Raw genomic sequence first — 23,292 nt, forward strand, 5'->3', positions numbered from 1 at the left:
GTGGGCACACGCCCCCTCACCCCAGCCATGCCCGCTCCCGCAGCTCAACGCCATGATCACCAGCGCTTACATGCCCGCGAACTGTCGAACTCGGGCTTCAAGACACCAGAATCCGCAGGCCGGGAATGGGGCCCCGCTCCACCAAGGGTCCAAACCACCTCACCGGGACACATCACGGGCTCCCGCCTTCGCGGAGATCGGCAGGGGTGCGGAAACGGTAGGCAGGCAGTCATCCGAACAACAAGAAACCCTGCCCCGCACAACACGGGACAGGGTTTCGGCAGAGCGCCGGGCAGGCCTTGCACCTGCATCTCCCCGCAGGAAGCGGGGCATCTTTCCTTGGACCACCAACGCATCACGGGCGAGTGTGTCTTCCACCCACCAGCGCAAGATCAATCATAGCAGGCGGAGCGAGGGACGAAGAAGCGGTCCACCCGCCCGGTCAGTGGTGGGTCTGCCACCACAGGATGATCAGGGTGACAGCGCCGCTGCCGAGCTTGTACGCGATGCCCCGCAGGAACTCGCCGGGGACATCTCGCCCTTGCTGCCGGATCCATGGAAGCAGGTGCCGGACGGTCCGGGTTCGGCGCTTCGCGTTGTCGTCCTTCATGCGGAGTTCCTCTCGATGACGGGCATGCCGGGCCGGATCGTCCACCGCTCAGCCTTTGGCGGAAGCGTCTTGGGACCGTGGGCAGTGAGCGCCCACCACAGGGGGGCGGCTGGGCAGGGCGGGCTTGAAGGTCCGGGAAGCACGCCGGGTCCACGGTGGGGTGCTGGTCAGGATGAAAGTGACACGGTCGGCGAAGCGGGGTCCCGGCAAGGGGATTTCGACGTTGGGGTGATGGGTGTAGCCGTCAGTGACGGCGTAGGCGACGTAGTTGGTGATGGCGTCCGCCCGGTGGGTGCGTGGGCGATGTTCCGGCGGAGCGAGGTAGCTGAGGATGCGCAGGACGGTGGGAACGCTGGCATCGAAGCGGAACTGCTGCAGGGGCGGGCGGACACCGGACACGGTGAAGGAGTCACTCTCGACCGGATCGTCCAGTCCGACCTGGTCGTACCAGAAGGCAGCCGCGTGGACTTCTCCGCGGGCCAGATGATGCAGCGCCAAACAGTACGCGGCAGGAACATGCCCGGCGCCGGCCGCGAACTGCCACCAGAAACGGGCTCCGTCCTCGACAGCGGCGAGGTTGAGGGCACACCCGAGCAGCCACGCGCTGGGGGGCTCAGGAAGCTGTTCGGTGAGGAACTCGACCGTGGCGGGCACGGCGGAGTTGACGACGGCTTCACACAGGGCGTTCAGGTCGCCGGCAGCCGTCGCGTCAACTGCCGGATCGGCGCCGGCGCCGGGGAGAGCGCCGTCCGGTGCGGGAACGGGGTAGGCGCAGTCTTCGTAGGCGACGGTGTCGTCGGGAACGGCGGGGTTGTGGTGCAGGCGGGCGCGGGCGAGGAGCTGGTCGACAGTCATGGCAGGCGGTTTCACTCCCGGGGGCTGTGCGGGTGGTGGACCATGCCTTCGAGGGCCGCACGGGCGTGGTGCTCGATGGCGTGGGTGAGGGCTTCGGAGAGGCCTATGACGGCGGGGATGTCTTCGAGGGCCATACCGCACAGGTGGTGCAGTACCGCGATGTCCATCTGGTCGTTCGGCAGACGGCCGATCGCGTCGAAGAGATCGACGAGGTCGGTGGGGACGGCCAGACGGCCGGACGGGCCGGTGTGAGCCTCCTGGGTGGAGAAGACAGCCGCCCGCAGGTCGGGGTGCCCCTCGTCATGACGTTCGACGCGGTCCATGACCCGTGAACGCAGCAAGTGCCAGGCATAGCGGCGGATGTCCTCGCTGCTGCTGGCATCCTTCCAGCACAGCCACAGGATGTCGAAGGTCTCCGCCACCGCCCGGCGGGCGCGGTGATCGGTCAGCAGGAGAGCACGCGCATACGCGGTGTAAGGGGCGCGCATGGCGTCGGTGAACGCTTGGTGGGGTATGGGCGGCTGCTCCGGTTCTCCGGGCGCGACCTGTCGCACGCACTGGCTGATCCAGCTGGATTCCTTCTGCGCCTCACGCGCGGCTGCGGTCCACAGCCGGCGCATCGGCTGCACGGGCAGTCCCAGGGCACGGATCACGCTGAAGGTGATCTCCCAGGCGGGGTAGTAACCGTTGCCCCGCAGCAGTTCGCTGATACGGGTCTTGGAGTAGCCGGAACGATCGACGAGATCATTGAGGGTCAGGCCACTGGCGAAGAGGACGCTGCGGACCGGCTCGAGCCACGCACGGTGCGACGGACCCGCCGTGCCGGCGATCGGGCCTGGCTTGCGGCCCCGCTTCCCTCCGGCGTCGGAGAAGGGATGCTCCGCATCGGAGGACCGGGTCACCGCTGCCCGCCTTCTTCGAAAGCGGCGGAGGAACTGGCAGCGAGGACCGCCGTCAGGGCGCAGACGGTCACCACCTTCGTACTCGACATTTTTCTCTGTTTCTGTGAGCAGGAAGCATGTCAACAGTTGCTCCCGCCAACGGTGCTGGGGCGCAGTCAGGAACAGAGGCCAGCATGGCGCGCCCACCACCGCCGTGCCACGGGATCACGACGTTACGGAACAATGCGAACTCCCGTTCCCTCCTGACACCTTGTACGCCATGCCCGAACACATAAGGCTGCGCTCGACACCACGTCCTCCGTGAGGAAGTCCGCGCGATCCCCTGTGCTGGAGCAACAACCCCGCCCACGCGAAAGCCGACCAGAGCCCGGGGTGGGGGCTCTGGTCGGCCTGTGGGGAGGGGGTGGGGGTCAGAAGGCGGTCAGGGTGAGGGTGAAGGCTGTGGGGCTGGTGTCCTGGATGTAGGAGGCGAAGTCGGCCACGTCGTCGAAGGCGAAGCCGTAGGCCTTGCCGTCCTTGGTGGCTGCGTGGATGGCCTTCGCGTAGTGGTTGGTCAGGGCGGTCTGGTAGAAGGTGGCGGGGTCCGTGGTCGGCTGGGCGGGGTTGCTCAGGAGGGTGGAGCGGTTGAAGCCTGCGCCCAGGACTGCGGCTACGGGGCCGGTGGTGCCGTCGTTGGGGGCGGCGAGGTTGCCGTCGCAGAAGAGGACGTCGCGGGTGGAGGGCTTGGCGAAGGACACCGAGGCCGGGCCGTCGAAGGTGAAGCGCTCGCCGCGGACGCGGCCGGTGAAGGTGCCGACGTTCGTGGTGACCTTGAGGTCCTTGCCGGTGTAGGTGCTCCACACCTCGTCGATGTACGGGGCGAAGTAGTCCTTGGAGAAGATGCCCGCGTCCAGGCCGTGGCCGGGGGCGATGATGCGGGTGTCGTCGACGACCAGCTGGGCGAACTCCTCGACCTGCTTGACCGCGGCGAAGGCGGCGGCGCGGCCGCCGTCGCGCAGGGTGCCCGCCGTCTGGTCCTTGTCACCGGTGAGGCGGATGCTCATCGGGATGCTGAACATGTCGACCATCGTGGTGTTGCAGAACATGCCCGCCGCGTTGTGCGTGAACTCGGCGCAGTCGTGCAGGATGCCGTAGTTGGGGTCCGACTTGACCCAGCCCGCCGGGTACTGGAGTGCGGCGTTGCCGTTGCCGTCGGTGACGGCCTTGAACTTCAGCTTCTCGCCGAGCGAGAGGTAGATACGGCCCGACATGTAGGGGAGAGACAGCTTCGTGTCGCCGCTTCCCGCGAGCGGGATGGCGTAGTCGGTGTAGCCGTCGGCGCCGTTGTCCGACAGGGCGATGGAGGCGACCGTGCCGTCCGGGGTGAGACGGACCTGCTTTCCGTCGACGTTGCCGACGACGTACAGGTGTACGGAGGTGTTGCTGAACGAACCGCTGGTGTTGACGATGGTCACCGGAAGCGAGCCGTTCGCCGCGGTCGCCGAGCTTCCGCTCTGGCCGGCCAGGGCGTGCGGGGCGATCGTGGCGATCGCCGGGACGGCCACGGCCGCGCCGCCGAGGGCGAACAGCATCTTGCGGCGGGTGAGGTTGCGCTGGTGACGGGATGCCATGAGGGGTGCTCCTAGGAATTCCCTGCCTCGGGTGCCTGGCCTTGGGGGGTGCCGGGACACTCGGGGGGAGAGGGAGGGGAGAAAGGGGGTCGGGGGGGGCGCCGTGGTGGGGGCTTAGGCGATGGTCCACTTCTGGTTGGCGTTGCCCGAGCACGTCCAGGTCTGCAGGCGGGTGCCGTCGGCCGAGGAGTTGTCCTTGGCGTCGAGGCACTTGTCGGCGCCGACGTTGGTCAGGTCCTTGGCGGCGGTGTAGGTCCACTGCTGGGCCTTGGTGCCGTTGCAGGTGTAGAGCTGGACCACTGCTCCGTCGTCGTGCGAACCGGCCTTGACGTCCAGACACTTGCCGAGGGCGCGCACGGTGCCGTCACTGCCCAGGGTCCACTTCTGGGCGTCGTTGCCGGTGCAGTTGTGCAGCTGGATCGGGGTGCTGTCGGCGCTGCTGCCGCCCGCGACGTCCACGCACATGTCGCCGATGCCCTTGATGGAGCCGGTGCGGGTGGTGCCGCCGGAGCCGGAACCGGTGTCGGAGCCGGAGTCCGAGGTGGTGACGTGGACGTAGTCCACGGTCATCGTCTGCGGGAAGGAGGTGCTGGAGTCCGGGCTGCCGGGCCAGTCACCACCGACGGCGAAGTTCAGGATGATGAAGAACGGGTGGTCGAAGACCCACTTGTTGCCGTTGGCGTCGGACGGGGTGCGGGTCTCGTAGGCCTGGCCGTCCACGGACCAGGTGATCTTGGAAGGGCTCCAGTCCACGGCGAAGACGTGGAAGTCGTCGGCGAAGGACTTGCCGTTCGGCAGGGTGTACGCGGCGCCGAGACCGCCGGAACCGGAGTAGCCGGGACCGTGGATGGTGCCGTGGACGGTGCCGGGCTCCTTGCCGATGTTCTCCATGGCGTCGATCTCGCCGCTGTTGGGCCAGCCGGCGCTGCCGAGGTCGTCGCCCAGCATCCAGAACGCGGGCCAGACTCCCTGGCCCCGGGGGACCTTGATACGGGACTCGAAGTGGCCGTACTTCTGGGTGAAGGTCTTCGCCGTGTTCATCCGCGCCGAGGTGTACTGGCAGGTGCCGTACCAGCACCGCAGGCCGGAGTCGCTGTTCTTGCGGGCGGTGATGACCAGGTTGCCGTTGCCGTCCAGGGCGGCGTTGTTGGTGCTGTTCGTGTAGTACTGCAGCTCGTGGTTGCCGTTGCCGCCGCCGCCCGTCTCCAGGGTCCACTTCGACGAGCTGGGCGCGGTGCCGGCGGCTCCGCTGAAGTCGTCGGACCAGGTCGTCGTGGTGGCGGCGCTCGCGCGGTTCGTCGCCGAGTCGGACGTGTTGATGAGGATGGCGGAGCCGAGAGCGGCGGACATCAGGACCGCCAGCCCTCCGAGCGACCATCTGCGTGCGCGGTGAGCGGCCATGGGGGAACACCTTGTCTTCGGGGAACTTCCGGGTCGGGCGCCGGAGGTACACGCGGAGTGCTCGGGCAGACGGGGATCTGAGAGCGCTCTCTCCGTGCACGGCGGGCGCCACCGGTGGGCCAGACGATACGCACGATCGTTGCCTCCGCCAACCGGAAGGTGAAGCCCTTAAATGCCTCTGACCTGCTGTTATTCGGGAAATCGCGTCAGTCCGAAGTATGTTTAAGACGCGTTTAACTCGTACTTAAGAAGGCCGGTTCGGCGTGGCTCGCGGCCCGTCAGTGGGGGTGCGCAGAGGGTGGCCATGGGAGCGGTTGGCTGTGTCCCGGTGGTGTTGCGCCCGGGGTATTACGCCGTAATAGCGGTTGGCTCGGGCGGGCGGGCAGGGTGGTGGGTGGGTATAGTTGGCGCACTACCTCTTACTCAGGCGCAGGGGCCCCGCCGATTCGTCGGCGGGGCCCCTGCATGTGTGGAGGGCGGTGCGTGTCGTCAGGCCACCTGAAGGTCGGGGCGGCCTTCGGCGGGCGGGACCGCGGCGTAGGCCGGGAGTTTGAGGTGGGGCAGAGTGCCGGTCTTGATGCTGGTGATGGCGGCCCGGAAGGCGGACTCCATCTCCTCCAGGCCGGCGTACTTGGCCGCCAGGGGGTGGAGGCGGTAGGAGTTGCCCTTGCCTCCGTCCTCGTTCTGGGGACGCAGCACGATGTTCAGCTCGCACAGCGGGGCGATGAGGTTGCTGACCGCCTGCGGGGTCACCCGGTACTCGCGTGCCATGTCCTTCTGCCGTATGGGCAGGCGGCCGCCGAACTCCGAGCGGTAGAGCAGGTACTGGAGGAACTTCACCGAAGCTCCGGAAACCGGCAGTGCCCAGATGCGCTCGGACACGACCGGTGACATGACCTCAGCCATCGGTACTCCTTCCTCGTGAGGTGCTGTGCTGCGGTTCCTGGACGAGTATCACCCGGTGCGCCTTCCCGTGCCGTACTGCGGATGCCCGGTGAAGCCGAGGTCGAGTTCCTCTTGGTGCGGCTCCGGGCCGATGGTGTGCGGGAATGCCCCGGGGTCCCGGTCGTGCCGGACGGCGATCTGTTCGAGGACGGCATGCTGCGCCGTGCTGTTGCCGTGGAACCACAGGCGTACGTTCAGCTGGATCATGCCGTTGCCGAGCTGCTCGACCCACTTGTAGCCGACCAGGGCTCGGACGGCGCGGTTCACCGTGGAGCGGGTGATGCGCTTTCCGCCCTTCTTCACCGCCAGTCTGTTGAGGCCGTCGGTGATCTCCTGCTGGGTGTACTGGGCGACGCCGGTGCCGCGTTCCTGGCCTCCCGCCACGTACAGGAACACGCACAGCTGGGACTTGGTGATGGAGTTGGCGACGGCCAGCTGGGCGAGGAGCTGGGTGAACCAGTTGGAGGCCAGGCTGTAGCCGGCGTCGCCCGCCATGTCGTGTACGGCCGTGTGGTCGGCCTCGAACTCGAGGGTGACGTTCTTCAGCTTGCGGCGGGAGCGGGGATCGGGGCTGCCGTCGGTGGCCTGCCCGAGCTGTTCTCCGAGGACCTGCAGAAGGTCGTCGAAGCCGACGTCGTCCGATGCGGCGTCAGGGACCGCACGGGGGCGGCGGCGTGCTGGTGGGTCAGATGTCACGGGACCTCCTTGTACTCAGGCGCTCCAGACAGTAGTCGAAAAATCAAGCAGGGCTTGTTTTTGGTACTGCGGCGCGTCGAGGAGGGGGCCGGGACGGGGTGATGGGGAGCGGGGGCGCGGCGGGGTGGTGAAAGTCAATCAGGGGTTGACTTCCGGGGCTCAATCCGACGCTTAATCAATCTGTGCTTGAGTTTTGGTGTCTTTATCTCGGCACTTTTCGATTACCAGGGGTACAGCGCGGGATGAGGTGTCGGGTGGTGGGGCATCTCGCTGACCTGGAGGTTTGCGGGAGGCGGTGATCGTGCCGGTAAATCAAGCAGTGGTTGATCCACCGGGTGAAATGTGTCCGCCAGAGCTACATCCGGAGGGTCGGAATGTGCTCCCCAGGACACTATCGTTCCGAGAAAATTGCAGGTCAGAGGCTGTTTGTCGGCGGGCGCCTCTTATTAAAGAGCACGACGGACCCGACACTCCCCCACTCGACCTTTTAGCCCTTTCCACCCCTCTTGCACCGGTACCACCGAAAGTCAGCCACAGCGGTGCCGCGCTCTCCCACCGGCGAACGGAGGCACCTCGGCCACCCACCCGGCCCAGCCACGTCACCTTCTCTGTGAGGATGCGTACCGGCTGCGGGAGGTCCATTACGGCGTAATAGGTTCCACGAAACTTGGATGGTGTGGGGGGGGGTGGTTCCCAGGGTGCTGTCATGGCGGACAGCAAGAAGCCCGTGGGCGAGGTGGAGCGTTCTGCTGACCCGGATTGGACCAGGACGCAGATTCGGAAGGGCTGCTGACCCGGGAAGCCGATGCGCTTGAGCTGCTCGCGACCACGGAGATCCCGGTTGCCCGGCTTCATGGTCTTGATGCCTCGGCCGAGTTCTGTGATCACCCCTCGTTGCTGATGTCGTGGTTGCCGGGGACCGGCGGCCGCAGAGGTATCAGGCATGGACAGGTGCGGGTTCCCGGAGGGGCCCTGGACCCGGAGGTGGGGGAGCGGGCAGGGGAAGTGATCCGGCGTCCTGCTCCGGAGTACCGGGGTTGTTTTCTGCACCGGGACTTTCATCCCGGGAACGTGCTGCTCTCGGGGGAAGGGAGCCGTCTGGCGATCACGGGTTTCGTGGACTGGGTGGAGACGTCCTGGGGGCCCTGGTGGGGTTGTCTATTACGCCGTAATAGCGGCGGGGCTCCGTCTCTGGGTGAGAGGGAGCCCCGGGTGGAGGTGGTGAGGATCAGACGTCGGTGGTGATGTCCGCCGCCGGTCGCTGGGCCTGGTGGTCGTTGAGGATGCGGAGCATCTTGTCGAACTCGGTGTCCGTCATCTTGCGGATGAGGTGCAGCGCCAGGAAGGCGCCGTCGTCGTAGGGGAGCTTGGGGGGTGGGACGGGGGAGTCCGTCCGGGGTTCCGGAACGGGGGACGAGCCGACGGCTGCCGGTTCGGGCTCGGGAACGGGGAGTGGTTCCTCGGCGGGGGGCGGAGTGGGGTCTATTACGTCGTAATGGGCGAGCGACGGGGAGAGAAGCCCGGGGTCCGGGTCGGGCTGCGGGGGCTTGGGGCGCTTGCCCGGCTTCTGAGCGGGCTTCTCGGCCTCCTTGCGCGCCCGCTCCGCCTTCAGTTCCTCCAGGGCCGTCTCCTGATCGGCGGCAGGCTTGTTGCCCACCGCGCGCAGCAGATCGATGGGGTCCTGGCCGATGCGGGACTGGAGGCCGGGGGTGAGGTTGAGGAGGGCAAGGCGCTGGGAGACCCAGCCCTGGGAGCGGTGCAGTCGTTTCGCGAGGGCGGTCTGGCTTCCGTGGATGGCGAGCAGACGGTTGAGGGCCTTCGCCTCGTCGAGCTCGTCGAGGTCCTGGCGGTGGATGTTGGCCACCAGCGCCGACTCGAGAAGCTCTTCGGAGGTACTGCCCTGGTCGTCGCTCACCATCACCTTGACCGTGGCGAGGCCGGCCTCGCGGGCGGCGGCGAGCCGACTGCTGCCGTCGACGACGACGTAATGGGTGTCGGGTTCCAGCTCGGACTCGTGGTCCGGGTTGGCTTTCACATAGCGGTCACGGTTCATGACCGTGATCGCCTGCTTCTGGCCGTGGGTCCTGAGGCTGCCCGCGAGGTCGGTCAGGTCTCCGAGACTGGACCGCGGGTTGTCGGGGTTCAGGCTGACACGGTTGGTGGGGAGTTCGGTGGGCGGCGCCACGCCCTCGGTGGGGACGCCTGTCGCGGCGGCCACCGCTGCTCGGCGGGCGCTGACCGGTTTCGCCGCGCCTCCGAAGCGGCCGGCGCCCAGCTGGTCGGCTTTCTTGGTCATGAGATCTCCCGGGCCAGCGCGCGCATGCTGACGGCCTGCTGGGACTTGGGAGCGTAGGAGAGGAGGGGCTGCTTCATGCGGACCGCTTCCTTCTGCTCCTTGAGATCGCCTACGAGACCCACGACCCTCGGATCCTTTATGTCGACCCAGCCCTGCAGCGAGGACGTGGCGATATAGCCGCGGCGACCGTCGTAGAGGTTCACCACGATGCCCAGGTAGTCGATCTCCAGGGCGAGGTCACCCCGGAGGTCCTCGATCTGGGTGGTGAGGAGTTCGTAGGCGTCGGCCGAACTGTCCTCGGCCTGGACGACGATCAGGGCCCCCGACTGGCCCGGGCCTTCGGCGTCGCGCCGCCGGCCGTAGTAGGCGGCGGCGTCCATGCTGAGGCCGAGGCTCGGAGGGCAGTCGATGATGATGACGTCGTAGTCCGCCTCCAGCGGTGCCAGTGCGCGCTCCAGGGCGGCTTCGCGGGCCCGTACGGCGGAGAGGCGGACGTCGAGGAGGAAGGCGTCGTTGCAGCCCGGCAGGAGATGCAGGCGGCCGTCGAAGTGCTCGTCGTCGATGGAGAGGATCAGATCGCGCAGATCGCCCTTGGGGTCGCCGGCCATGTGGTTGGTGAGGCTGTCGCCGTTCATCGGAACGGGCGTGCCGCCGAGTTGGTTGGTGAGGTGGCACTGCGGGTCGAAGTCGACCAGCAGGACGCGCATGCCGAGGCCCGGCAGGTTCTCCACGTCCATGGGGTCGCTGTCCTCGGCGGCGGGCGTGCCGTCCTGGTCGACGGCGCGCAGGGCGGCGACCAGCTGCTTGGCCACCCGCACCGGGTGGAGCCTGTTGGGGTCCTCGGCCATCGCCTCGCCGGTGCCGGCGGCGATCGCGGTCTTGCCCACGCCGCCCTTCTGGTTGCAGACGACGATGCGCCGGGTGACGGCCGGGCGCACGATGTCCGGGGCGTGGTGCGTGTCGAGCCAGAGCACGACCGACTGGGCGAGTCCCTGGATGAGGGAGACACCGCGGTCCTTGGCGGTCTGCTTGAACTCGTCCCACTGGCCCTGGGGGAGGAAGGTCGCGAAGGAGTCGGCGCCCGAGGTGTCGACGGGCTCCAGGGCGGAGGCCAGACCGCACCAGGCGGCGACTCCCTGTTCCACGGCGGTCTGGATGTCCAGGCCGTGCTGGGCCGCTCTGACTTTGAGGTTCTGCCGGAGCCATCCCGGCAGTTTGGAGACGACCTTCTCGCGGTCGCTGGAGGTGGCTGGAGAACTCATGCGGATACCTTACTAACGTGCATGATCAGAATCATCGCCGACACGTTAGTTAGGCAAAGTTTGTGACGTCAGGTGTCCACCGGGGCGGGGGATCTGCCTGCTGCGGGTGTCTTTTCTACTGAATCTGATGAATCGGGCGTTTCTTCGAGAGGTAGCCTGCGCGGGGGGATCTGGCGGGTGTCGGTGGGGGTTCAGCCGGGCGGCTGCCGGTGTGACCATCGGTCCGGGTCGTTCACTCCTCAGAACAGCAGGGTGGTGTGCCCGATTGACGATTCGTCAACTACGTGCACTATTCAGCCATTCATGTGGGGGAGCGCTCGTTTGTAGGACATACGCCTGGCAAGGTGGGGGGCGTGGTCGGGGGAGAGGCAGCGACCGAAGCGACCGTAGAGTCGGGTCCAAGTGCCGGAGCAGGGCTGTGACCTGCAAAGAGGCGGGTCCGCGGGTTCAGTTTCGCTGAAGGGTCGCTTGAGTCGCTGCGGTCGCCGGGGCGGGGTCCCGCAGGGGTCGGTCGCTGCGGGCCGACGTCCGTGTGACAGGGCAGCGACTGAGGAAAAGCGACTCAGAACACGCTCGGTCGCTCTTGGTCGCTGCAAGAACTGCCTGGTCAAGACGGGTGTGGGGGGTGTTCAGCGACTCAAGCGACCCAAGGTCCGGGTATATGGAGACATTGGCGCGTGTGTGCGTGCGTGTGTGTGCGTCATATATAGACGTCTTCAGTCGCTTCAGTCGCTTTTTAGGGAACTGCAAGACGTTTGACCTGCGGTTTTGTCCAGCTACCGAGCCAGCGACCGAAGAACCGTAAGTCGCTGCGGGATTTCCGCTGAGTCGCTGGAGGCCCGGCGCGACACGCAGACGTTTGTCTCCACACGTGTGCCCCTCAGTCCCCCGGGTTCGCTACTCTGTCCCAATCGTTGAGTCGCTTCGGTCGCTGATGGGGGATGTGAATGGCTTCTGAGCTGCGGGTTTCACGCAGCGACTCAACGCCGCCGGTCTCCGTTCAACTGGACGGCGGGCACTCCCTCGCGACCGCCCGCTGGTGCGCGAGCCGGGGCTGGCCGGTGCATCCGCTCGCTCCGGGCCGTAAGACCCCCGCGGGCAACTGTGAGGCGTGCCGGCAACCCGGGCACACCCACCACGGGTGCCAGTGTCTCGCCTCGGGCCGCTGGTGCCACGGATTTCACGCCGCGACACTGGACTACGCCAGGATCGAGCAGTGGTGGGGCGCCAATCCGGGCTTCGGCGTCGGTATCGCGTGCGGCCCCGCCGGGCTGGTCGTCATCGACGTCGACGCCCACGCCCAGCAACTGCCCGGGAGGGACCGACTGCTTCCGGGCATCGAGATCTCCGAGACGGTCGACCTGACCGGCCTTGCCAACGGGTTCCACACCATCGGCGTGCTGGCCGCTCTGCGGGACGCGGGCAGCCCGGCGGACGACGAGACCACCTTGCGCGTGCGGACGCCCTCAGGGGGTCTCCACGTCTGGTACCGGGCTCACAGCGGGCACCGCTGGCAGTGCTCCGCGGGATCGAGCACCGGGCGCGCGCTGGCCTGGCAGGTGGACGTACGCGCACACGGCGGGTACATCGTCGCGCCGGGCACTGTGACCGCCGCCGGCGTCTACACCCCCGTGGGCCCGGTCCGGGAGCCCGCGCCGCTGCCCGCCTGGCTGGCCCGCGAACTCCAGCGCACCGGGCATCTGCCGCCCGCCCACGTGCCCGTACCGCGTCCGGTGCCCCCCAGGGCCCGGCAGGCCGTCATCGCCGCCGGGGGCGGCCGTGACGCCGCAGGGCGCGCCCTGGCCGCGGTACTGGCCGAGGTGGTCGCCTGCGCCGCCGTACCCGAGGGAGCGGCGTTCTCCGAGAAGCTCAATCGGGCCTCGTACACCGCGGGCGGTCTGGTCGCCGCGGGACACCTCGGCCACGCCGAGGCCGAACTGGCCCTCAGACAGGCGGCCGAGCACGCCCGCCCGGGGCAGGAACGGCGCTACGGCGCCATCATCCGCGGCGGGCTGAGCGCGGGCCGGAAGAGCCCCCTCTACCCGGGAGCGGGAGGCCGCGCGTGACGACCGACGACAACGCGCTGTTCGACGCCCAGGCCGTCGCCGCGCAGATCCTCGCGCAGCACAGCGCCCCGCCCGCGCAGCCGACGCTGCCCCGGCAGGCCGGTGACCCGGGCACCGACGGGGTACGCGGCGCCGCTCCGCAGGGGCCCGACGTCGCGACCGCGGACGGGCTGCTGCCGGACACCCTCACCGACCGCGGCAACGCCAAGCTGTTCGTCAAGCTGTACTCCAACGACTACCGTCACGTGCCCGGCCTGGGCTGGTTCCGCTGGGACAGCACCCGCTGGCAGATCGACGAGGACGACACGGTGCTGTGGGCGGCCGGCGACCTGGCCGAGTCCATCGCCGGCAACGACCCGCGCGGGGTGTTCAACTCGGCGGCGCTCCAGCAGCACCGCCGCCGCGCCCTGAGCACCAGCGGCATCAACGCCATGCTCACCCAGGCCAGGTCCGCGCCCGGAATGGTCCTCAACGCGGCCCGCCTGGACGCCGACCCGTACGCGCTGTGCACCCCGGCCGGCATCGTGGACCTGCGGACCGGGCTGATCCGTACCCCGGACCCGGACAAGGACTTTCACTCGCGTTCCACCACGGCCGCTCCCCAGACGATGCCCACCCCGCGCTGGGACCGGTTCCTGACCGACACCTTCGGCGGCGGTCCCGAGGGTGCCGAGATGATCGACTTCCTGCATCTGCTGCTGGGCTACTCCATCACCGGCGACGTGGGCGGCCAGGTGATGCCGTTCCTGTTCGGCTCCGGCAAGAACGGCAAGTCCGTGCTGCTGGACGTGGTGATGAAGCTGGTCGGCGACTACGCCGACGCCGCGCCGCCCGGGTTCCTCATGGCCCGCCCCTACGAGGGCCACCCCACCGACCTCGCCGAGCTGCACGGGCGGCGCGTCATCGTGTGCAGCGAGGTCAAACCGGGGGACCGGTTCGACGAGGCGCGGGTGAAGCTGCTGACCGGCGGCGACCGGATCAAGGCGCGGCGGATGCGGCAGGACTTCTTCAGCTTCCAGCCGACCCACAAGCTGTGGCTGCTGGGCAACCACCGGCCCGAGGTGGGGACGGGCGGTTTCGCGTTCTGGCGCCGGATGCGGCTGATCCCTTTCGAGCGGGTCGTCCCGGACGACCGCAAGATCGACAACCTGGCGGACATCCTCGTCACCGAGGAGGGCCCCGGCATCCTCAACTGGCTCATCCTGGGCGCACGGCGCTATCTGAGCGGGCAGAAGGACCTCACCGGCCCCGAGCGCGTCCGGATCGCCACGACGGCGTACGCGGAGACGGAGGACCACACCGGTCGTTTCCTGTCCGAGTCGTGCCGTCTGGCGCCCGATCTGAGGGCGGAACAGGCACAGCTCTACGCGGAGTACAAGACCTGGTGTCAGAATGACGGTGCTCCTGCGATCTCGTCCCGGGCCTTCGCGGCACGGGTGCGAGAGGTGGTGGGGCTGGCATCGCCCAAGGAGATGATTCTGTCCAACCAGCGCAAGTACTACCCGGGCATCGGACTGGTCGCCGACGAGGAGAGAGCATGAGTGCCCTCATCGACGAGGACGAGATCAGCCACGAGGTCGATCTCGTCTGGCTCGAGGACGTCGGCGAGCTGGACTACGTGCGCCAGAGCCTGGACCGGTTGCCCACCCGGCGGGGCAGGCCCGCCTATCACCGGGACGGACGCATGGTGGGATACGCCCTGCTCGGGCCCGGCGCCAAGCCGTCCCGCTCCTCGGGCACCTTCCGGCGCCGGGTGTTCTGGCTGCTGCCGCACGACCGGGACAGCGTCCCCGACGGGCTGTACGCCACCGGCGCGCCGGCCGAGGCCGTGGACCCGCGCACGCTGGCACCCGGCAGCAAGGGACGCAAGACCGAGCGGTCGGAGGGCGGGCCGCCGTCGGACCAGGTACGGCCCCGGGGACTTTCGCTGCCGTTGTGAGTCCTCGGCGGGGGTGCGGCGTCGGTGTCCGTGGGGTGCGATGCGTGGAGTGCGGCGGGGCCGCGGGTTCCCGGTGCCCGGCGGTGACGGGAACAGACCGTACGGGCTGTTCCGGGTGGATGGTGTGAGGGTGGGTGGCGGTGCAGGGCAGGCAAAAGGTTTCGCCCCCGCGGCCCCTTCCCGTTCCGCCCCCGGGAGACTGCCTCCCGGACCCGCCTTTCGGCCCTGAAAGGGCCTTGTTCTCAAGCGCCGTAGGGGCTTGAGGCGGGGTGGGTTGTGAAAATACGGACTCCCTGGTTTGGTTTCCGCAGGTTGGTGAAGGTGACCGCAGGAGGGTTTCGTGGCACAGCAGGAGCGTGCGATCCGCACCCGGCACGCGATCTTGAAAGCTGCCGCATCCGTCTTCGACGACCGGGGGTACGAGGCCGCCACGATCGGGGAGATCCTCAACCGGGCGGGTGTCACCAAGGGGGCGCTGTACTTCCACTTCCCCTCCAAGCAGGCGCTGGCCGAAGGAGTGCTCGGCGAGCAGTTCTCGGTCCTGACGGTCGCATCCAGGGTGTGCAAGCTGCAGCAACTGGTGGACCTGGGCCTGGTGACCGCCTACCACATGCGCCGGGACCCGGTGGTCAGCGCGGCCACCAGGCTCTCCCTGGAAGGAGAGATGGGCTCGCAGTTCGGTCCTCGGATGATCGGTGAGTGGATCGCCGCCACGCAGAAGATCCTCACCGAGGCCAAGGCACAGGGGGAACTGCTGCCGCACGTGGATCCCGCCGAGACGGCGTGGCTCTTCTCGGCCTCCTGGACCGGGGTGCAGGTCTACTCCCACAGCCTGGACGACCGCGCCGATCTGGAGGAGCGGGTGGCGGCACTTCTGCAGCATCTGCTGCCGGCCGTCGCGGTACCCGCGGTGCTGAGCCGACTGGACATCCGGGCCGAACGCGCGGCCGAGGTCGGCCCGGAGAGCGAGCGGCTCGCTCACGAGGAACGCGCCGGCTGATCCGGTTTCACCGGTCCGGGTTTCACCGGTCCTTTACCGGGCCTCCATCCGCTGCGGTCACACTGCGGACCCAGACGGCGTACGAGGCAGGAAGGACGTACGGCCATGGTTCCTGCGTTGACCACGCCCCTCAGCGGAGCGTTGCACGAACTCCTCACCGCGCACTGCGCGCAGGAACGCAACAAGGAGCTCGCCCTGGCGCTGATCACGGCGGCCAACCGGGGCGGGACCAACCGGCTCACCCGCTACTGGGGTGACGACAGCGGGCTCCGGCTCACCTGCGAGAGCGTCGTCGCCGACGGCGACCGGGTCGCGCTGCGGGTCACCGCCCGTACGGAACGCGCGAGCTGGACGTTGCTGGGTGAGCTCCGCTTCGACGAGGCCGGCGGGATCGTCGAGTACTACGACGTCCTGGTGCCGTTGGGGGACGGGCCGGGGGAGTAGAACGGCTGCGGGCCGGAGGGGCGGGCTATTACGACGTAATAGCCCGCCCCTCCGTGTGTGCCGGGGAAGTGTGGCCGCACCGGCCCTGAAGTGATACCTTCGCGAAGGAATGTTACCGGTCCGGTGCCGTGCCGGGCCCTGAGGGGGAGGTCCGGACGATGACCGTGACGGCAGCTGTGGAGACGGGTACCCGGGCGCAGGACGCGCACCGGCCCGCGTATCTCGTCTTCTGCGACGTCGACGAGACGCTGATCGACTGCAAGAGCATGTTCGAGTTCCTCCGTTTCCAGCTGGTACGGCGCCACGGCGGTGCCGGGGAGGAGCGGTACCGGGATCTCGCGGGGGAGCTGCGGAAGAGGTCCGCCGAGGGCGCTCCGCGCGAGGTCGTCAACCGGGCCTACTACCGCGCCTACGCCGGTGAGAGCGCGGCCGGGATCACCGCCCTCGGCCGGGAGTGGTTCGCCCTGGCCTCGGCGGATCCCGGCTTCTTCATCGGGTCGACCGTGGCCGAGCTGGACCGGCACCGGGCGCTGGGTGCGGAGGTGGTGCTCGTCTCCGGGTCCTTCGCACCCTGCCTCGAGCCCATCGCCGCACACGTGGGTGCCGGGCACGTGCTGTGCACCTCGCCCCTGGTGGCGGGCGGCCGTTACACCGGGGAGGTGGTCGAGCCCGTGATCGGCGAGGGGAAACGGGCGGCGGTGCTGCGGGCACTCGCCGAGCACCCCGGTGTCAACCCGCGTGACTGCTTCGCCTACGGCGACCACCTCTCCGACCTCCCGATGCTGGACTGCGTCGGCCGTCCGCGTGCCGTCGGTGACGATCCCGCCGTGCACCGGTATCTCGCCCGCCGGGCCGAGCCCGGCGCGGGAGCCCTTCCCGGGTGCGCGCTCGCCTGCTGGTCCATGGGGCGGGACGAGCACTCCGAGGGCTGCTCGGCGGACTGCGCGCTGCCGCTGGGCTGAGCCGGTCCGCCGTACCCGTACGCGTGCGCCGGGGGAGCGGGGCGTGGACCCGGCTCCCCCGGCGCAGCCGTGCCGGTCAGTCGATGCTCCGGCAGATGTGCGGTTCCAGGCCCGTGTCGTCGGGGTCGCCGGCGAGGCGCAGTACGGGTGCCTTGGCTCCGGAGGCGGTGTCGAGCAGGTACCAGCGGCCGTCGCGCTGCACGGAGACGAGCGTGCCGTTGGCGAGGACGTGGTATCTCGGGGCGGTGGTGGTCGGCGTTGTCGTCATTGCTTCTCCCGGGGCCGGTGGCGGTGGTGTCGATCAGGTGGTCTTCGTCTTTGCGGCTGGTGCTTCCCGTCGTGCGTGCCGTGTCCTGTGTCCGCTGTCGCGTACGTGTCGTGCGGGCCGTGCTCTCACCTCGCCCCGGCCAGGGCGTCCTCCCGGGGGCGGGGCGCGGGTACGGGCAGGTGGGTGCTGTCGGTGCGGGTGCGTGCCGGACGGGCGTGCCGGGTCGGGGCCCAGCGCAGCAGGGCCGAGCCGACCGACATGCCGCCTCCGAAGGCGGACAGCACCGTCGTGTCGCCCGCGGTGAAGAGCCCGCGCCGGTGTGCCAGGTCGAGGGTGACGGGTACGGACGCGGCGCCCGTGTTGCCGTGGTGGGCCAGCGCCAGATGCATCCGGGCCGCGTCCAGGCCGAGCAGCGGCCAGACCTCGGCGAGCATCACCCCGTTCGCCTGGTGCGGCACGAAGTGCCGCACGGTGCGGCCGGGCACCCCCGCCTTGGCCAGCAGCTCGTGGATCGCGCCGGGCAGGTTGTCCTGCACGAAGCCCCGTACGCCGCGTCCGTCCATCGTGAAGTAGTGCGCCCCCTCGGCCAGGGTGTCCGCCGACGCCGGCCGCCTGCTGCCGCCCGCCGGTACGCCGATCAGCCGGTGCTGGTCGCCGCGGGTGGTCAGACTGGTGGTGATGCCTCCGGTGCCGGCCGGGACCGGGCCGAGGACCACCGCTCCGGCACCGTCGCCGAACAGGATGGCCGTCCTGCGGTCGGCGGGGTCCAGGATGCGGGAGTAGACGTCCGCGCCGATCACCACGGCGTACGGGCCCCGGACACCCGGACGGGTCTCCTCGGCCGCCTCGGCGCGCAGCATGCGGTCCGCGGCCGTCAACGCGAACATGAAGCCGCTGCACACCGAGTTGACGTCGAAGGCGGCGGCCCGGCGGGCCCCGATGAGGTCCTGGACGATCGCCGCGGTGGCGGGCTGCGGCTGGTCGGGGGTGGAGGTCGCCACGACGACGTAGGACAGCTGGTCGGGGGTCAGGCCGGCCTGCCGCAGGGCGCTGCGGGCGGCGTGGGCGGCGAGGTCCGACGTCGCCTCGTGCGGGGCGGCGCGCCGTCGGCGGCGTATGCCGGTCTTGCGTTCGATCCACTCCGCGCTCACCCCCGCGGCGTTGCCGACCTCGTGGTTGTCCACCACGGTCGAGGGAAGATAGGAGCCGGTGGCGACGATGCCGATGGGTGTCGGTGCTGCGCTGCTCATGGGTGCTTCACTCCTCATGAAGTGGGTGGGGCGGGTGCGCGGTGGGCGGGGAACGTCTCAGGCCGCCGGGACCGTGGTGAACTCGCCGAAGCTCGGGCCCTGGAGCTTCAGCTGTGCGTGGATGTCGCCGCCGAGCCCGAAGTGGCCGATGGCGCCGCCGTAGTTCTGCTGGTAGCTCATCCACAGCACGACCACGTTGATCACCCGGTTGGTGCCGGGGGTGCCGGGTGCCGGGAAGGGGTTGGGCAGGGTGGCCCGGTAGTGGGCCATGCCGTTGCTGTCGCTGATGAACGCGTTGGGCACCCCCAGCGGTCCCGGCCGGGTGGGGCCCGCCGGGTCGAGGTCGTGCTCCCGCAGCGACATCACCGTGTAGAGGCTGTCCGGGATCAGGCCGGTGAAGGCGAACGAGAAGTCGGCGGCGCGCCGGTGCGCCGGGACGTGCACCTCCAGCTGGCCGCGTGCCTTCACCCACTGGCCCAGCGTGATCGGTGCGCGCACCTTGGGGCCGTCCTCCTCGCGCAGGTCGGGGATGGGCGCGCCGTGCAGCGGGTAGCTCGGCCGCCGCACCTCGTGGGCGTCCGGGCGCTGCTCGGGGGCGAAGAGCATGGGGTAGTTGTTGCAGGGCAGCGGCAGCGGCAGGGTGTACAGCTGCACTTGGGCGTCGGGGCCAGTGGGGTCGGTGAGGTCGAGCTCACGGACGATGCCGTACGGCAGATTGCGGCCCAGCGGGGGCAGCGGGCTGTCGGGGGAGACCACGGCCCCGCCCCACTCGGAGCGGGTGGTGCCGTCCGGGCCGGGCCGGTTGACGCGTCCGATGACGACGAAGTCGCCGTTCTCGTCCACGATCTCGCTCGGCGGGTAGAGCGGGCCCTGGGTGGTGACGCTCAGGTCGTAGGTGCGGGTCGTCGGTGCGGCCGGCGCGGTGGGGGCGGCCACGGGTGAGACGGTCATGGGGTGCTCCTTAGCCGGTGCCAGGCGGACCGGGACCGAGAGGGTGGGGACCGGCGGGCCGGTACGGGAGGAGCGGCCGGCCGCGGGACGCCTTGTCGGGAGGGTCCGCGGCCGGCCGCGGGGAGGCGGGGCCCGGGGGGAGGCCCCGCGGGGTCGGCGGGCGGGATCGGTGTTCTCAGCGGGCGGTGCAGCGCTCGTAGATACGGGTGTAGAGACCGTTGTCGCCGCCGGTGATGTAGGTGTCCCCGGCCTCGCGGACGATCTGCTGGTAGCGCGGGGAGGTGAACGCCTCCATGTACGTGGCCGGGTCCGCGTCGAAGCCGGACACGAACATCACGCCGGGCTCGGTGCTGGCCAGCGAGTGGAACGCCTGGAAGCTGACGACCTCCTCCGAGGTGCGTACGACGTCGAAGATGGTCTCGTCGCGCCAGGCGCGGTACTGCCGGTAGACGCGCGGTACGACCTCGACGTGCCGCATCTGGACGTACCGGGTGTCCGGCAGGGCGCCGGCGGCGGGCTTGGGCGCCTCGACGAACTGGAGGAACTGGCGGCGGAAGTCGCCCTCGGCCAGCGGGCCGACGGCCTCCCACAGCTTCCACCAGTCGGCGCGCAGCTCCTCCATCCGGTCGAAGCCGTCCAGCGGGGCGAGCTCCAGGACGGAGTTGCTCTCCAGGCCGCGGTAGAGGATGCGGCCCGCGAAACCGGAGGCGTCGTTGTGCTGCTGCCAGGCCTCGGTGACGGCGTCGATCTGCTCGGGCTTGGCGAAGAGCTCGGTGGCGGTGATGAGGGCGGCGGAAGCGGACATCGGGAGGTCTCCTCGGGTGCGTGATGTACGTGACGTATGGGGTGGTGGGGTGTGCGGATGCGTGGTGGTGGCGTGCGGGTGCCGTGCGGCGGAGTCCTCAGGCGCCGACCAGTACCGGCCGCTCGGCGGTCCCGGTCCCGGTGTCGGTCTCCGGTGTGGCCGGGGCCGTCACCTCGGGTGCCGTGGGCCGGGGCGCCGTCTTCTCGGCCGTCGTCACCGACGTCGTACCGGTCGCGGCCCCCGCCGCCGTGGCCGTCTCCTCCGCGGTGCGGACCGCGTGCTCCACCGCGGCGCGCGCCCGGCGGTGCTCCTTGGTCACCAGGGCCGCCTCGTGGAACGCCGTGTAGGTCACGGTGGTCACCGAGGCGCGGCGCCCGGCCTGGTACAGGGAGATCTCCGCGGTGAGCGCCAGCCGCTCGGGGTCGTCGATGTCGGCGCGCAGCGTGCGGTACTCGACGGTGGCGTCCAGCGGGAAGAGGAAGTTCTCGAAGTCGGTGTTCATCGACTCGATGACGTAGTAGTACGACCGGGCCAGGTACCGGGAGGCGTGGTAGCGCTCGCTGACGGCGAGGAACATCTGCCGGGCGGCCTCGACGGCCACCATGCCCTGGACGTGTTCGCCGGTCTGGTGGTCGATGAGCAGCTCGTTGTCGTTGTGCACCCGCAGCCGGGCGGAGAAGAGGTCGTCGTTCTCCCGCTTCAGGTCCGCGATCAGGGTGTTGCAGCTGCGGTGCTTGTGGGCCTCACCGCGGCCGGCGAGCTCCGGCGCCGTGAAGTCGAAGTCCAGCCGCTCGGTGAGTCCGAAGAGCCGTGCCTGGTCGCAGACGTGCTCCCAGTCCTCGGCGGTGACGCCCTGACCGGCGCGCACCCGGATCGGCTGGTCGTCCCAGGAGAACACCCCCAGACGCATCTCCTCGATGAACCGGCTGACGGTCAGGACGCCCTTCTGGGCGGCGAAACCGGCGAAGCGGTCCCCGACGATCAGCAAGGTGCGGAACGTGGCTTTGGCTGACATGCGTTTCTCCTTGGCGGGGCGGCCTGTTCACCCGGGGGGCGGGCCGCGGACGGGAGGAGTACGGAACGGATACAGCTGCCGTGCGCATTACGGGGCCTGCCGCCTCTTCCGCACCGGAGCGTTGTCCGGGGTGGCGGGGCCGATGAGAAGACCGTAGGGGACGCCGGGCAAAGATGCAACCATCTAGTTGGTTTTCCATAACTATCCAGTTGGTTGCATCGTCGACTACGCTCTTCCCATGGCTGAGACACCCAAGGGACAGCAGACCCGCGCCAAGCTTCTGGACGCCGCCGAGGCGGAGTTCTCCGAGCACGGTCTCGCGGGTGCGCGCGTGGATCGCATCGCGGAACGCTCCGGCGTCAACAAGCAGCGCATCTACGCCTACTTCGGCAGCAAGGAAGACCTGTTCGCCGCCGTCATGACGAAGGTCTACGCGCACATGTCCGCGGTGGTCCCCATCCCCACCACGGAGGAGGGGCTGCGTGCCTACGTCGGTGAGGTCTTCGACTACCACCGCAAGTCCGACCTGGTGCGACTGCTGGCCTCGGAGGGCCTGCACTACCGGGACAGGCCCATCCCGGACGAGAAGGAACGCGAGGCGTACTACGTCCAGAAGACCGCCGCGCTCAGTCTCGCCCTCGGGGTCGACGACCCCGCCGTCTCGGCCCGGGTACTGCTCGCCCTGATCGGGATCGCGTCCTGGCCGTTCATCGTCCCGCAGCAGCGCCGGCTGATGCTGGGTCCCGACGGCGACACGGAGTCCGGGTGGGCGCTGCTGCGGGCCAGCATCGTCGCCCATGGGCACTCGATCATCGACAACGTGCGGCAGGGGACCGTCTGACGTCCTTCGCCGCGGGCGGCCGCGCCTGCTGATGTCCTGTCACATCGCCTTTCCTGCCAGGGAGTCCGGGTTCCGGACTCCCTTTTTTGTCGGCCGTTCCCGCTGGTCGCGGCCCTGGCGGGCCACCCGTCCAGCCAGAAAACCAACTGGATGGTTGCACTCGTCGCCGAACCTCGCTACCTTCTTCATCACGAGGCCGGACGCACTTCGTCCGGACCCTCCGCCGCACTCTGATGTTCCGTCATGTTGCTTGCAATGCAAGCGAGTTGTGGTGATCCCAGTTGCCGTTTCCCCTGCACTCCATCCAGACCGGGGGCCCAAGCCCCGGAAAGTGAGGACACCGTGGACGCCCCCGCCTCCGACGCCATCAGCTCCGCCACCGCCCCGGTCGTCCTCGTCAGCGGTGCCACCGGTGGCATGGGCGCGGCCGTGGTCGAGGAACTCGCCCGGTCCGACGCCACCGTCGTCCTGCTCGGCCGGAACGCGGCCCGCCTGGAGCGCACCCGGGAGCAGATCGACGCCCGCACCGGTGGTGCCGGCCGGCTCGTCACGTACGAGACCGACATCAACGACACCGCCTCGGTCGACACCGCGGTGGCCGCCCTGACCGCGGAACTCGGCCGGGTGGACGGCCTGGTGCACACCGCGGGCGACGGCCCGATGGCTCCGCTGGAGGAGACCACCGACGACATGTGGCAGGCCACCTTCAACGGCAAGCTCCTGGGCGCGGTACGGCTCACCCGCGCGGTGGCCCGCCCCATGGCCGCGGCCGGTGGCGGCTCGGTCGTCCTGGTCAGCGGAATCTTCCGCAAGGACCCCGACCCGCTGTTCCCGGTGAACAGCGCCGTCAACGCCGCCGTCGCCGCCTTCGCCAAGGCGGTCTCCAAGGACCTCGGACGCTCCGGCATCCGGGTCAACGTGATCGACCCCGGCGCGGTGCGCACCCCGCTGTGGGACGAGATCGCCAAGGCGCTCGGCGACCGCACCGGCGCCACCGCCGAGGAGGTCACCGCCCAGGTCGCCGGTCAGACCCCGCTCGGCACCCTCGCGGCCCCGGCCGACGTCGCCCGGCTGGTCGCCTTCCTGCTCTCGCCCGCGGCCCGGCACATTGCCGGTACCGCGATCACCCTGGACGGCGGCGCCACCGCCGGGCTCTAGAACCCGCGGCGGTCCT

The 23,292-nt window shown here is 69.4% G+C and carries 23 protein-coding genes; 9 read left to right on the forward strand and 14 right to left on the reverse strand.

The genetic code is table 11. From position 1 onward, the window contains the following. Positions 1 to 442 precede the first annotated feature (442 nt). The 7 genes from ABZ862_RS33385 to ABZ862_RS33415 all read right to left on the reverse strand — a co-directional run bounded on the left by ABZ862_RS33385 (position 443) and on the right by ABZ862_RS33415 (position 7,019). Entirely contained in the window at positions 443 to 610 is a 168-nt protein-coding gene (locus ABZ862_RS33385) for a hypothetical protein (protein WP_360966595.1), read from the reverse strand. A 48-nt stretch (positions 611 to 658) separates the two neighbouring features. Next, the gene (locus tag ABZ862_RS33390) at positions 659 to 1,465 is read right to left on the reverse strand and encodes a hypothetical protein (RefSeq protein WP_360966598.1); all 807 of its coding nucleotides are present in this window, start codon (positions 1,463 to 1,465) and stop codon (positions 659 to 661) included. Between the two features lie 11 nt (positions 1,466 to 1,476). Further along, a complete protein-coding gene (locus tag ABZ862_RS33395; RefSeq protein WP_360966600.1) occupies positions 1,477 to 2,367 on the reverse strand; it encodes a sigma-70 family RNA polymerase sigma factor in 891 nt (296 codons plus the stop codon). Positions 2,368 to 2,777: 410 nt separating this feature from the next. Then, complete coding sequence (locus tag ABZ862_RS33400; protein ID WP_360966603.1) at positions 2,778 to 3,977, reverse strand: glycoside hydrolase family 64 protein; 1,200 nt, start codon at positions 3,975 to 3,977, stop codon at positions 2,778 to 2,780. Positions 3,978 to 4,091: 114 nt separating this feature from the next. Next, positions 4,092 to 5,378 carry a family 16 glycosylhydrolase gene (locus ABZ862_RS33405; RefSeq protein ID WP_359504823.1) on the reverse strand — a complete coding sequence of 429 codons (1,287 nt, stop codon included), beginning with the start codon at positions 5,376 to 5,378 and terminating at the stop codon, positions 4,092 to 4,094. Between the two features lie 489 nt (positions 5,379 to 5,867). Continuing rightward, positions 5,868 to 6,284 carry a hypothetical protein gene (locus ABZ862_RS33410; RefSeq protein WP_360966606.1) on the reverse strand — a complete coding sequence of 139 codons (417 nt, stop codon included), beginning with the start codon at positions 6,282 to 6,284 and terminating at the stop codon, positions 5,868 to 5,870. A 48-nt stretch (positions 6,285 to 6,332) separates the two neighbouring features. After that, entirely contained in the window at positions 6,333 to 7,019 is a 687-nt protein-coding gene (locus ABZ862_RS33415; RefSeq protein WP_360966609.1) for a hypothetical protein, read from the reverse strand. A 759-nt stretch (positions 7,020 to 7,778) separates the two neighbouring features. On the opposite strand from ABZ862_RS33415, the gene ABZ862_RS33420 reads away from it, so the two are divergent. After that, complete coding sequence (locus ABZ862_RS33420; protein WP_360966612.1) at positions 7,779 to 8,264, forward strand: phosphotransferase; 486 nt, start codon at positions 7,779 to 7,781, stop codon at positions 8,262 to 8,264. Here ABZ862_RS33420 and ABZ862_RS33425 read toward each other — a convergent pair. Both ABZ862_RS33425 and ABZ862_RS33430 read right to left on the reverse strand, forming a co-directional pair. Further along, positions 8,248 to 9,315, reverse strand: coding sequence for a ParB/RepB/Spo0J family partition protein (locus ABZ862_RS33425; RefSeq protein ID WP_360966615.1), 1,068 nt, complete (start codon positions 9,313 to 9,315; stop codon positions 8,248 to 8,250). The genes ABZ862_RS33420 and ABZ862_RS33425 overlap by 17 nt on opposite strands. Continuing rightward, entirely contained in the window at positions 9,312 to 10,577 is a 1,266-nt protein-coding gene (locus ABZ862_RS33430; protein WP_360966618.1) for an AAA family ATPase, read from the reverse strand. Before ABZ862_RS33430 ends, ABZ862_RS33425 begins: the two co-directional genes overlap by 4 nt. A gap of 947 nt (positions 10,578 to 11,524) precedes the next feature. Between ABZ862_RS33430 and ABZ862_RS33435 the strand changes: the two genes are divergently transcribed. The 6 genes from ABZ862_RS33435 (at position 11,525) to ABZ862_RS33460 (ending at position 16,988) form a co-directional block, all read left to right on the forward strand. Further along, positions 11,525 to 12,643 carry a bifunctional DNA primase/polymerase gene (locus ABZ862_RS33435; RefSeq protein WP_360966621.1) on the forward strand — a complete coding sequence of 373 codons (1,119 nt, stop codon included), beginning with the start codon at positions 11,525 to 11,527 and terminating at the stop codon, positions 12,641 to 12,643. After that, the gene (locus ABZ862_RS33440; protein ID WP_360966624.1) at positions 12,640 to 14,184 is read left to right on the forward strand and encodes a phage/plasmid primase, P4 family; all 1,545 of its coding nucleotides are present in this window, start codon (positions 12,640 to 12,642) and stop codon (positions 14,182 to 14,184) included. The genes ABZ862_RS33435 and ABZ862_RS33440 overlap by 4 nt, the downstream gene beginning before the upstream one ends. Next, entirely contained in the window at positions 14,181 to 14,582 is a 402-nt protein-coding gene (locus tag ABZ862_RS33445) for a DUF6009 family protein (RefSeq protein WP_360966627.1), read from the forward strand. Before ABZ862_RS33440 ends, ABZ862_RS33445 begins: the two co-directional genes overlap by 4 nt. A 340-nt stretch (positions 14,583 to 14,922) precedes the next feature. Beyond that, positions 14,923 to 15,582 (forward strand): ScbR family autoregulator-binding transcription factor, encoded by a 660-nt coding sequence (locus ABZ862_RS33450; protein ID WP_360966630.1) that lies wholly within the window; start codon positions 14,923 to 14,925, stop codon positions 15,580 to 15,582. Positions 15,583 to 15,699: 117 nt separating this feature from the next. Next, the gene (locus ABZ862_RS33455) at positions 15,700 to 16,026 is read left to right on the forward strand and encodes a hypothetical protein (protein WP_360966633.1); all 327 of its coding nucleotides are present in this window, start codon (positions 15,700 to 15,702) and stop codon (positions 16,024 to 16,026) included. Between the two features lie 158 nt (positions 16,027 to 16,184). Further along, on the forward strand, positions 16,185 to 16,988 hold the full coding sequence (locus ABZ862_RS33460; protein WP_360966636.1) for an HAD-IB family hydrolase: 804 nt from the start codon (positions 16,185 to 16,187) through the stop codon (positions 16,986 to 16,988). 76 nt (positions 16,989 to 17,064) lie between these two features. Here the strand turns inward: ABZ862_RS33460 and ABZ862_RS33465 are convergent, their stop codons facing one another. The 5 genes from ABZ862_RS33465 to ABZ862_RS33485 form a co-directional block, all read right to left on the reverse strand. Beyond that, on the reverse strand, positions 17,065 to 17,256 hold the full coding sequence (locus tag ABZ862_RS33465) for a hypothetical protein (protein ID WP_360966640.1): 192 nt from the start codon (positions 17,254 to 17,256) through the stop codon (positions 17,065 to 17,067). Between the two features lie 125 nt (positions 17,257 to 17,381). Next, a complete protein-coding gene (locus tag ABZ862_RS33470) occupies positions 17,382 to 18,506 on the reverse strand; it encodes a ketoacyl-ACP synthase III (RefSeq protein WP_360966643.1) in 1,125 nt (374 codons plus the stop codon). 57 nt (positions 18,507 to 18,563) lie between these two features. Further along, positions 18,564 to 19,457: a hypothetical protein gene (locus tag ABZ862_RS33475; protein ID WP_360966646.1), complete on the reverse strand. Its 894-nt coding sequence runs from the start codon at positions 19,455 to 19,457 to the stop codon at positions 18,564 to 18,566. A 175-nt stretch (positions 19,458 to 19,632) separates the two neighbouring features. After that, complete coding sequence (locus ABZ862_RS33480) at positions 19,633 to 20,262, reverse strand: hypothetical protein (RefSeq protein WP_360966649.1); 630 nt, start codon at positions 20,260 to 20,262, stop codon at positions 19,633 to 19,635. A gap of 97 nt (positions 20,263 to 20,359) precedes the next feature. Next, positions 20,360 to 21,277, reverse strand: a complete 918-nt coding sequence (locus tag ABZ862_RS33485; protein WP_360966652.1) for an AfsA-related hotdog domain-containing protein — start codon at positions 21,275 to 21,277, stop codon at positions 20,360 to 20,362. Positions 21,278 to 21,515: 238 nt separating this feature from the next. Here ABZ862_RS33485 and ABZ862_RS33490 point away from each other — a divergent pair, with 238 nt between their 5' ends. Further along, positions 21,516 to 22,118, forward strand: a complete 603-nt coding sequence (locus ABZ862_RS33490) for a TetR/AcrR family transcriptional regulator (protein ID WP_360966654.1) — start codon at positions 21,516 to 21,518, stop codon at positions 22,116 to 22,118. A gap of 342 nt (positions 22,119 to 22,460) precedes the next feature. Further along, positions 22,461 to 23,276 carry an SDR family oxidoreductase gene (locus ABZ862_RS33495; RefSeq protein WP_360966657.1) on the forward strand — a complete coding sequence of 272 codons (816 nt, stop codon included), beginning with the start codon at positions 22,461 to 22,463 and terminating at the stop codon, positions 23,274 to 23,276. The last annotated feature ends 16 nt before the right edge of the window (positions 23,277 to 23,292 follow it).

Origin of the sequence: Streptomyces sp. NPDC047000 (assembly GCF_040644295.1) — a bacterium.
Lineage (GTDB): Bacteria > Actinomycetota > Actinomycetes > Streptomycetales > Streptomycetaceae > Streptomyces.

Coding starts and splice junctions, on each gene's coding strand:
- ABZ862_RS33475 (WP_360966646.1), bottom strand. CDS start 19,457: ATGACCGTCTCACCCGTGGCCGCCCCCACCGCGCCGGCCGCACCGACG.
- ABZ862_RS33405 (WP_359504823.1), bottom strand. CDS start 5,378: ATGGCCGCTCACCGCGCACGCAGATGGTCGCTCGGAGGGCTGGCGGTC.
- ABZ862_RS33410 (WP_360966606.1), bottom strand. CDS start 6,284: ATGGCTGAGGTCATGTCACCGGTCGTGTCCGAGCGCATCTGGGCACTG.
- ABZ862_RS33435 (WP_360966621.1), top strand. CDS start 11,525: ATGGCTTCTGAGCTGCGGGTTTCACGCAGCGACTCAACGCCGCCGGTC.
- ABZ862_RS33385 (WP_360966595.1), bottom strand. CDS start 610: ATGAAGGACGACAACGCGAAGCGCCGAACCCGGACCGTCCGGCACCTG.
- ABZ862_RS33480 (WP_360966649.1), bottom strand. CDS start 20,262: ATGTCCGCTTCCGCCGCCCTCATCACCGCCACCGAGCTCTTCGCCAAG.
- ABZ862_RS33460 (WP_360966636.1), top strand. CDS start 16,185: ATGACCGTGACGGCAGCTGTGGAGACGGGTACCCGGGCGCAGGACGCG.
- ABZ862_RS33470 (WP_360966643.1), bottom strand. CDS start 18,506: ATGAGCAGCGCAGCACCGACACCCATCGGCATCGTCGCCACCGGCTCC.
- ABZ862_RS33465 (WP_360966640.1), bottom strand. CDS start 17,256: ATGACGACAACGCCGACCACCACCGCCCCGAGATACCACGTCCTCGCC.
- ABZ862_RS33490 (WP_360966654.1), top strand. CDS start 21,516: ATGGCTGAGACACCCAAGGGACAGCAGACCCGCGCCAAGCTTCTGGAC.
- ABZ862_RS33425 (WP_360966615.1), bottom strand. CDS start 9,315: ATGACCAAGAAAGCCGACCAGCTGGGCGCCGGCCGCTTCGGAGGCGCG.
- ABZ862_RS33400 (WP_360966603.1), bottom strand. CDS start 3,977: ATGGCATCCCGTCACCAGCGCAACCTCACCCGCCGCAAGATGCTGTTC.
- ABZ862_RS33445 (WP_360966627.1), top strand. CDS start 14,181: ATGAGTGCCCTCATCGACGAGGACGAGATCAGCCACGAGGTCGATCTC.
- ABZ862_RS33390 (WP_360966598.1), bottom strand. CDS start 1,465: ATGACTGTCGACCAGCTCCTCGCCCGCGCCCGCCTGCACCACAACCCC.
- ABZ862_RS33485 (WP_360966652.1), bottom strand. CDS start 21,277: ATGTCAGCCAAAGCCACGTTCCGCACCTTGCTGATCGTCGGGGACCGC.
- ABZ862_RS33430 (WP_360966618.1), bottom strand. CDS start 10,577: ATGAGTTCTCCAGCCACCTCCAGCGACCGCGAGAAGGTCGTCTCCAAA.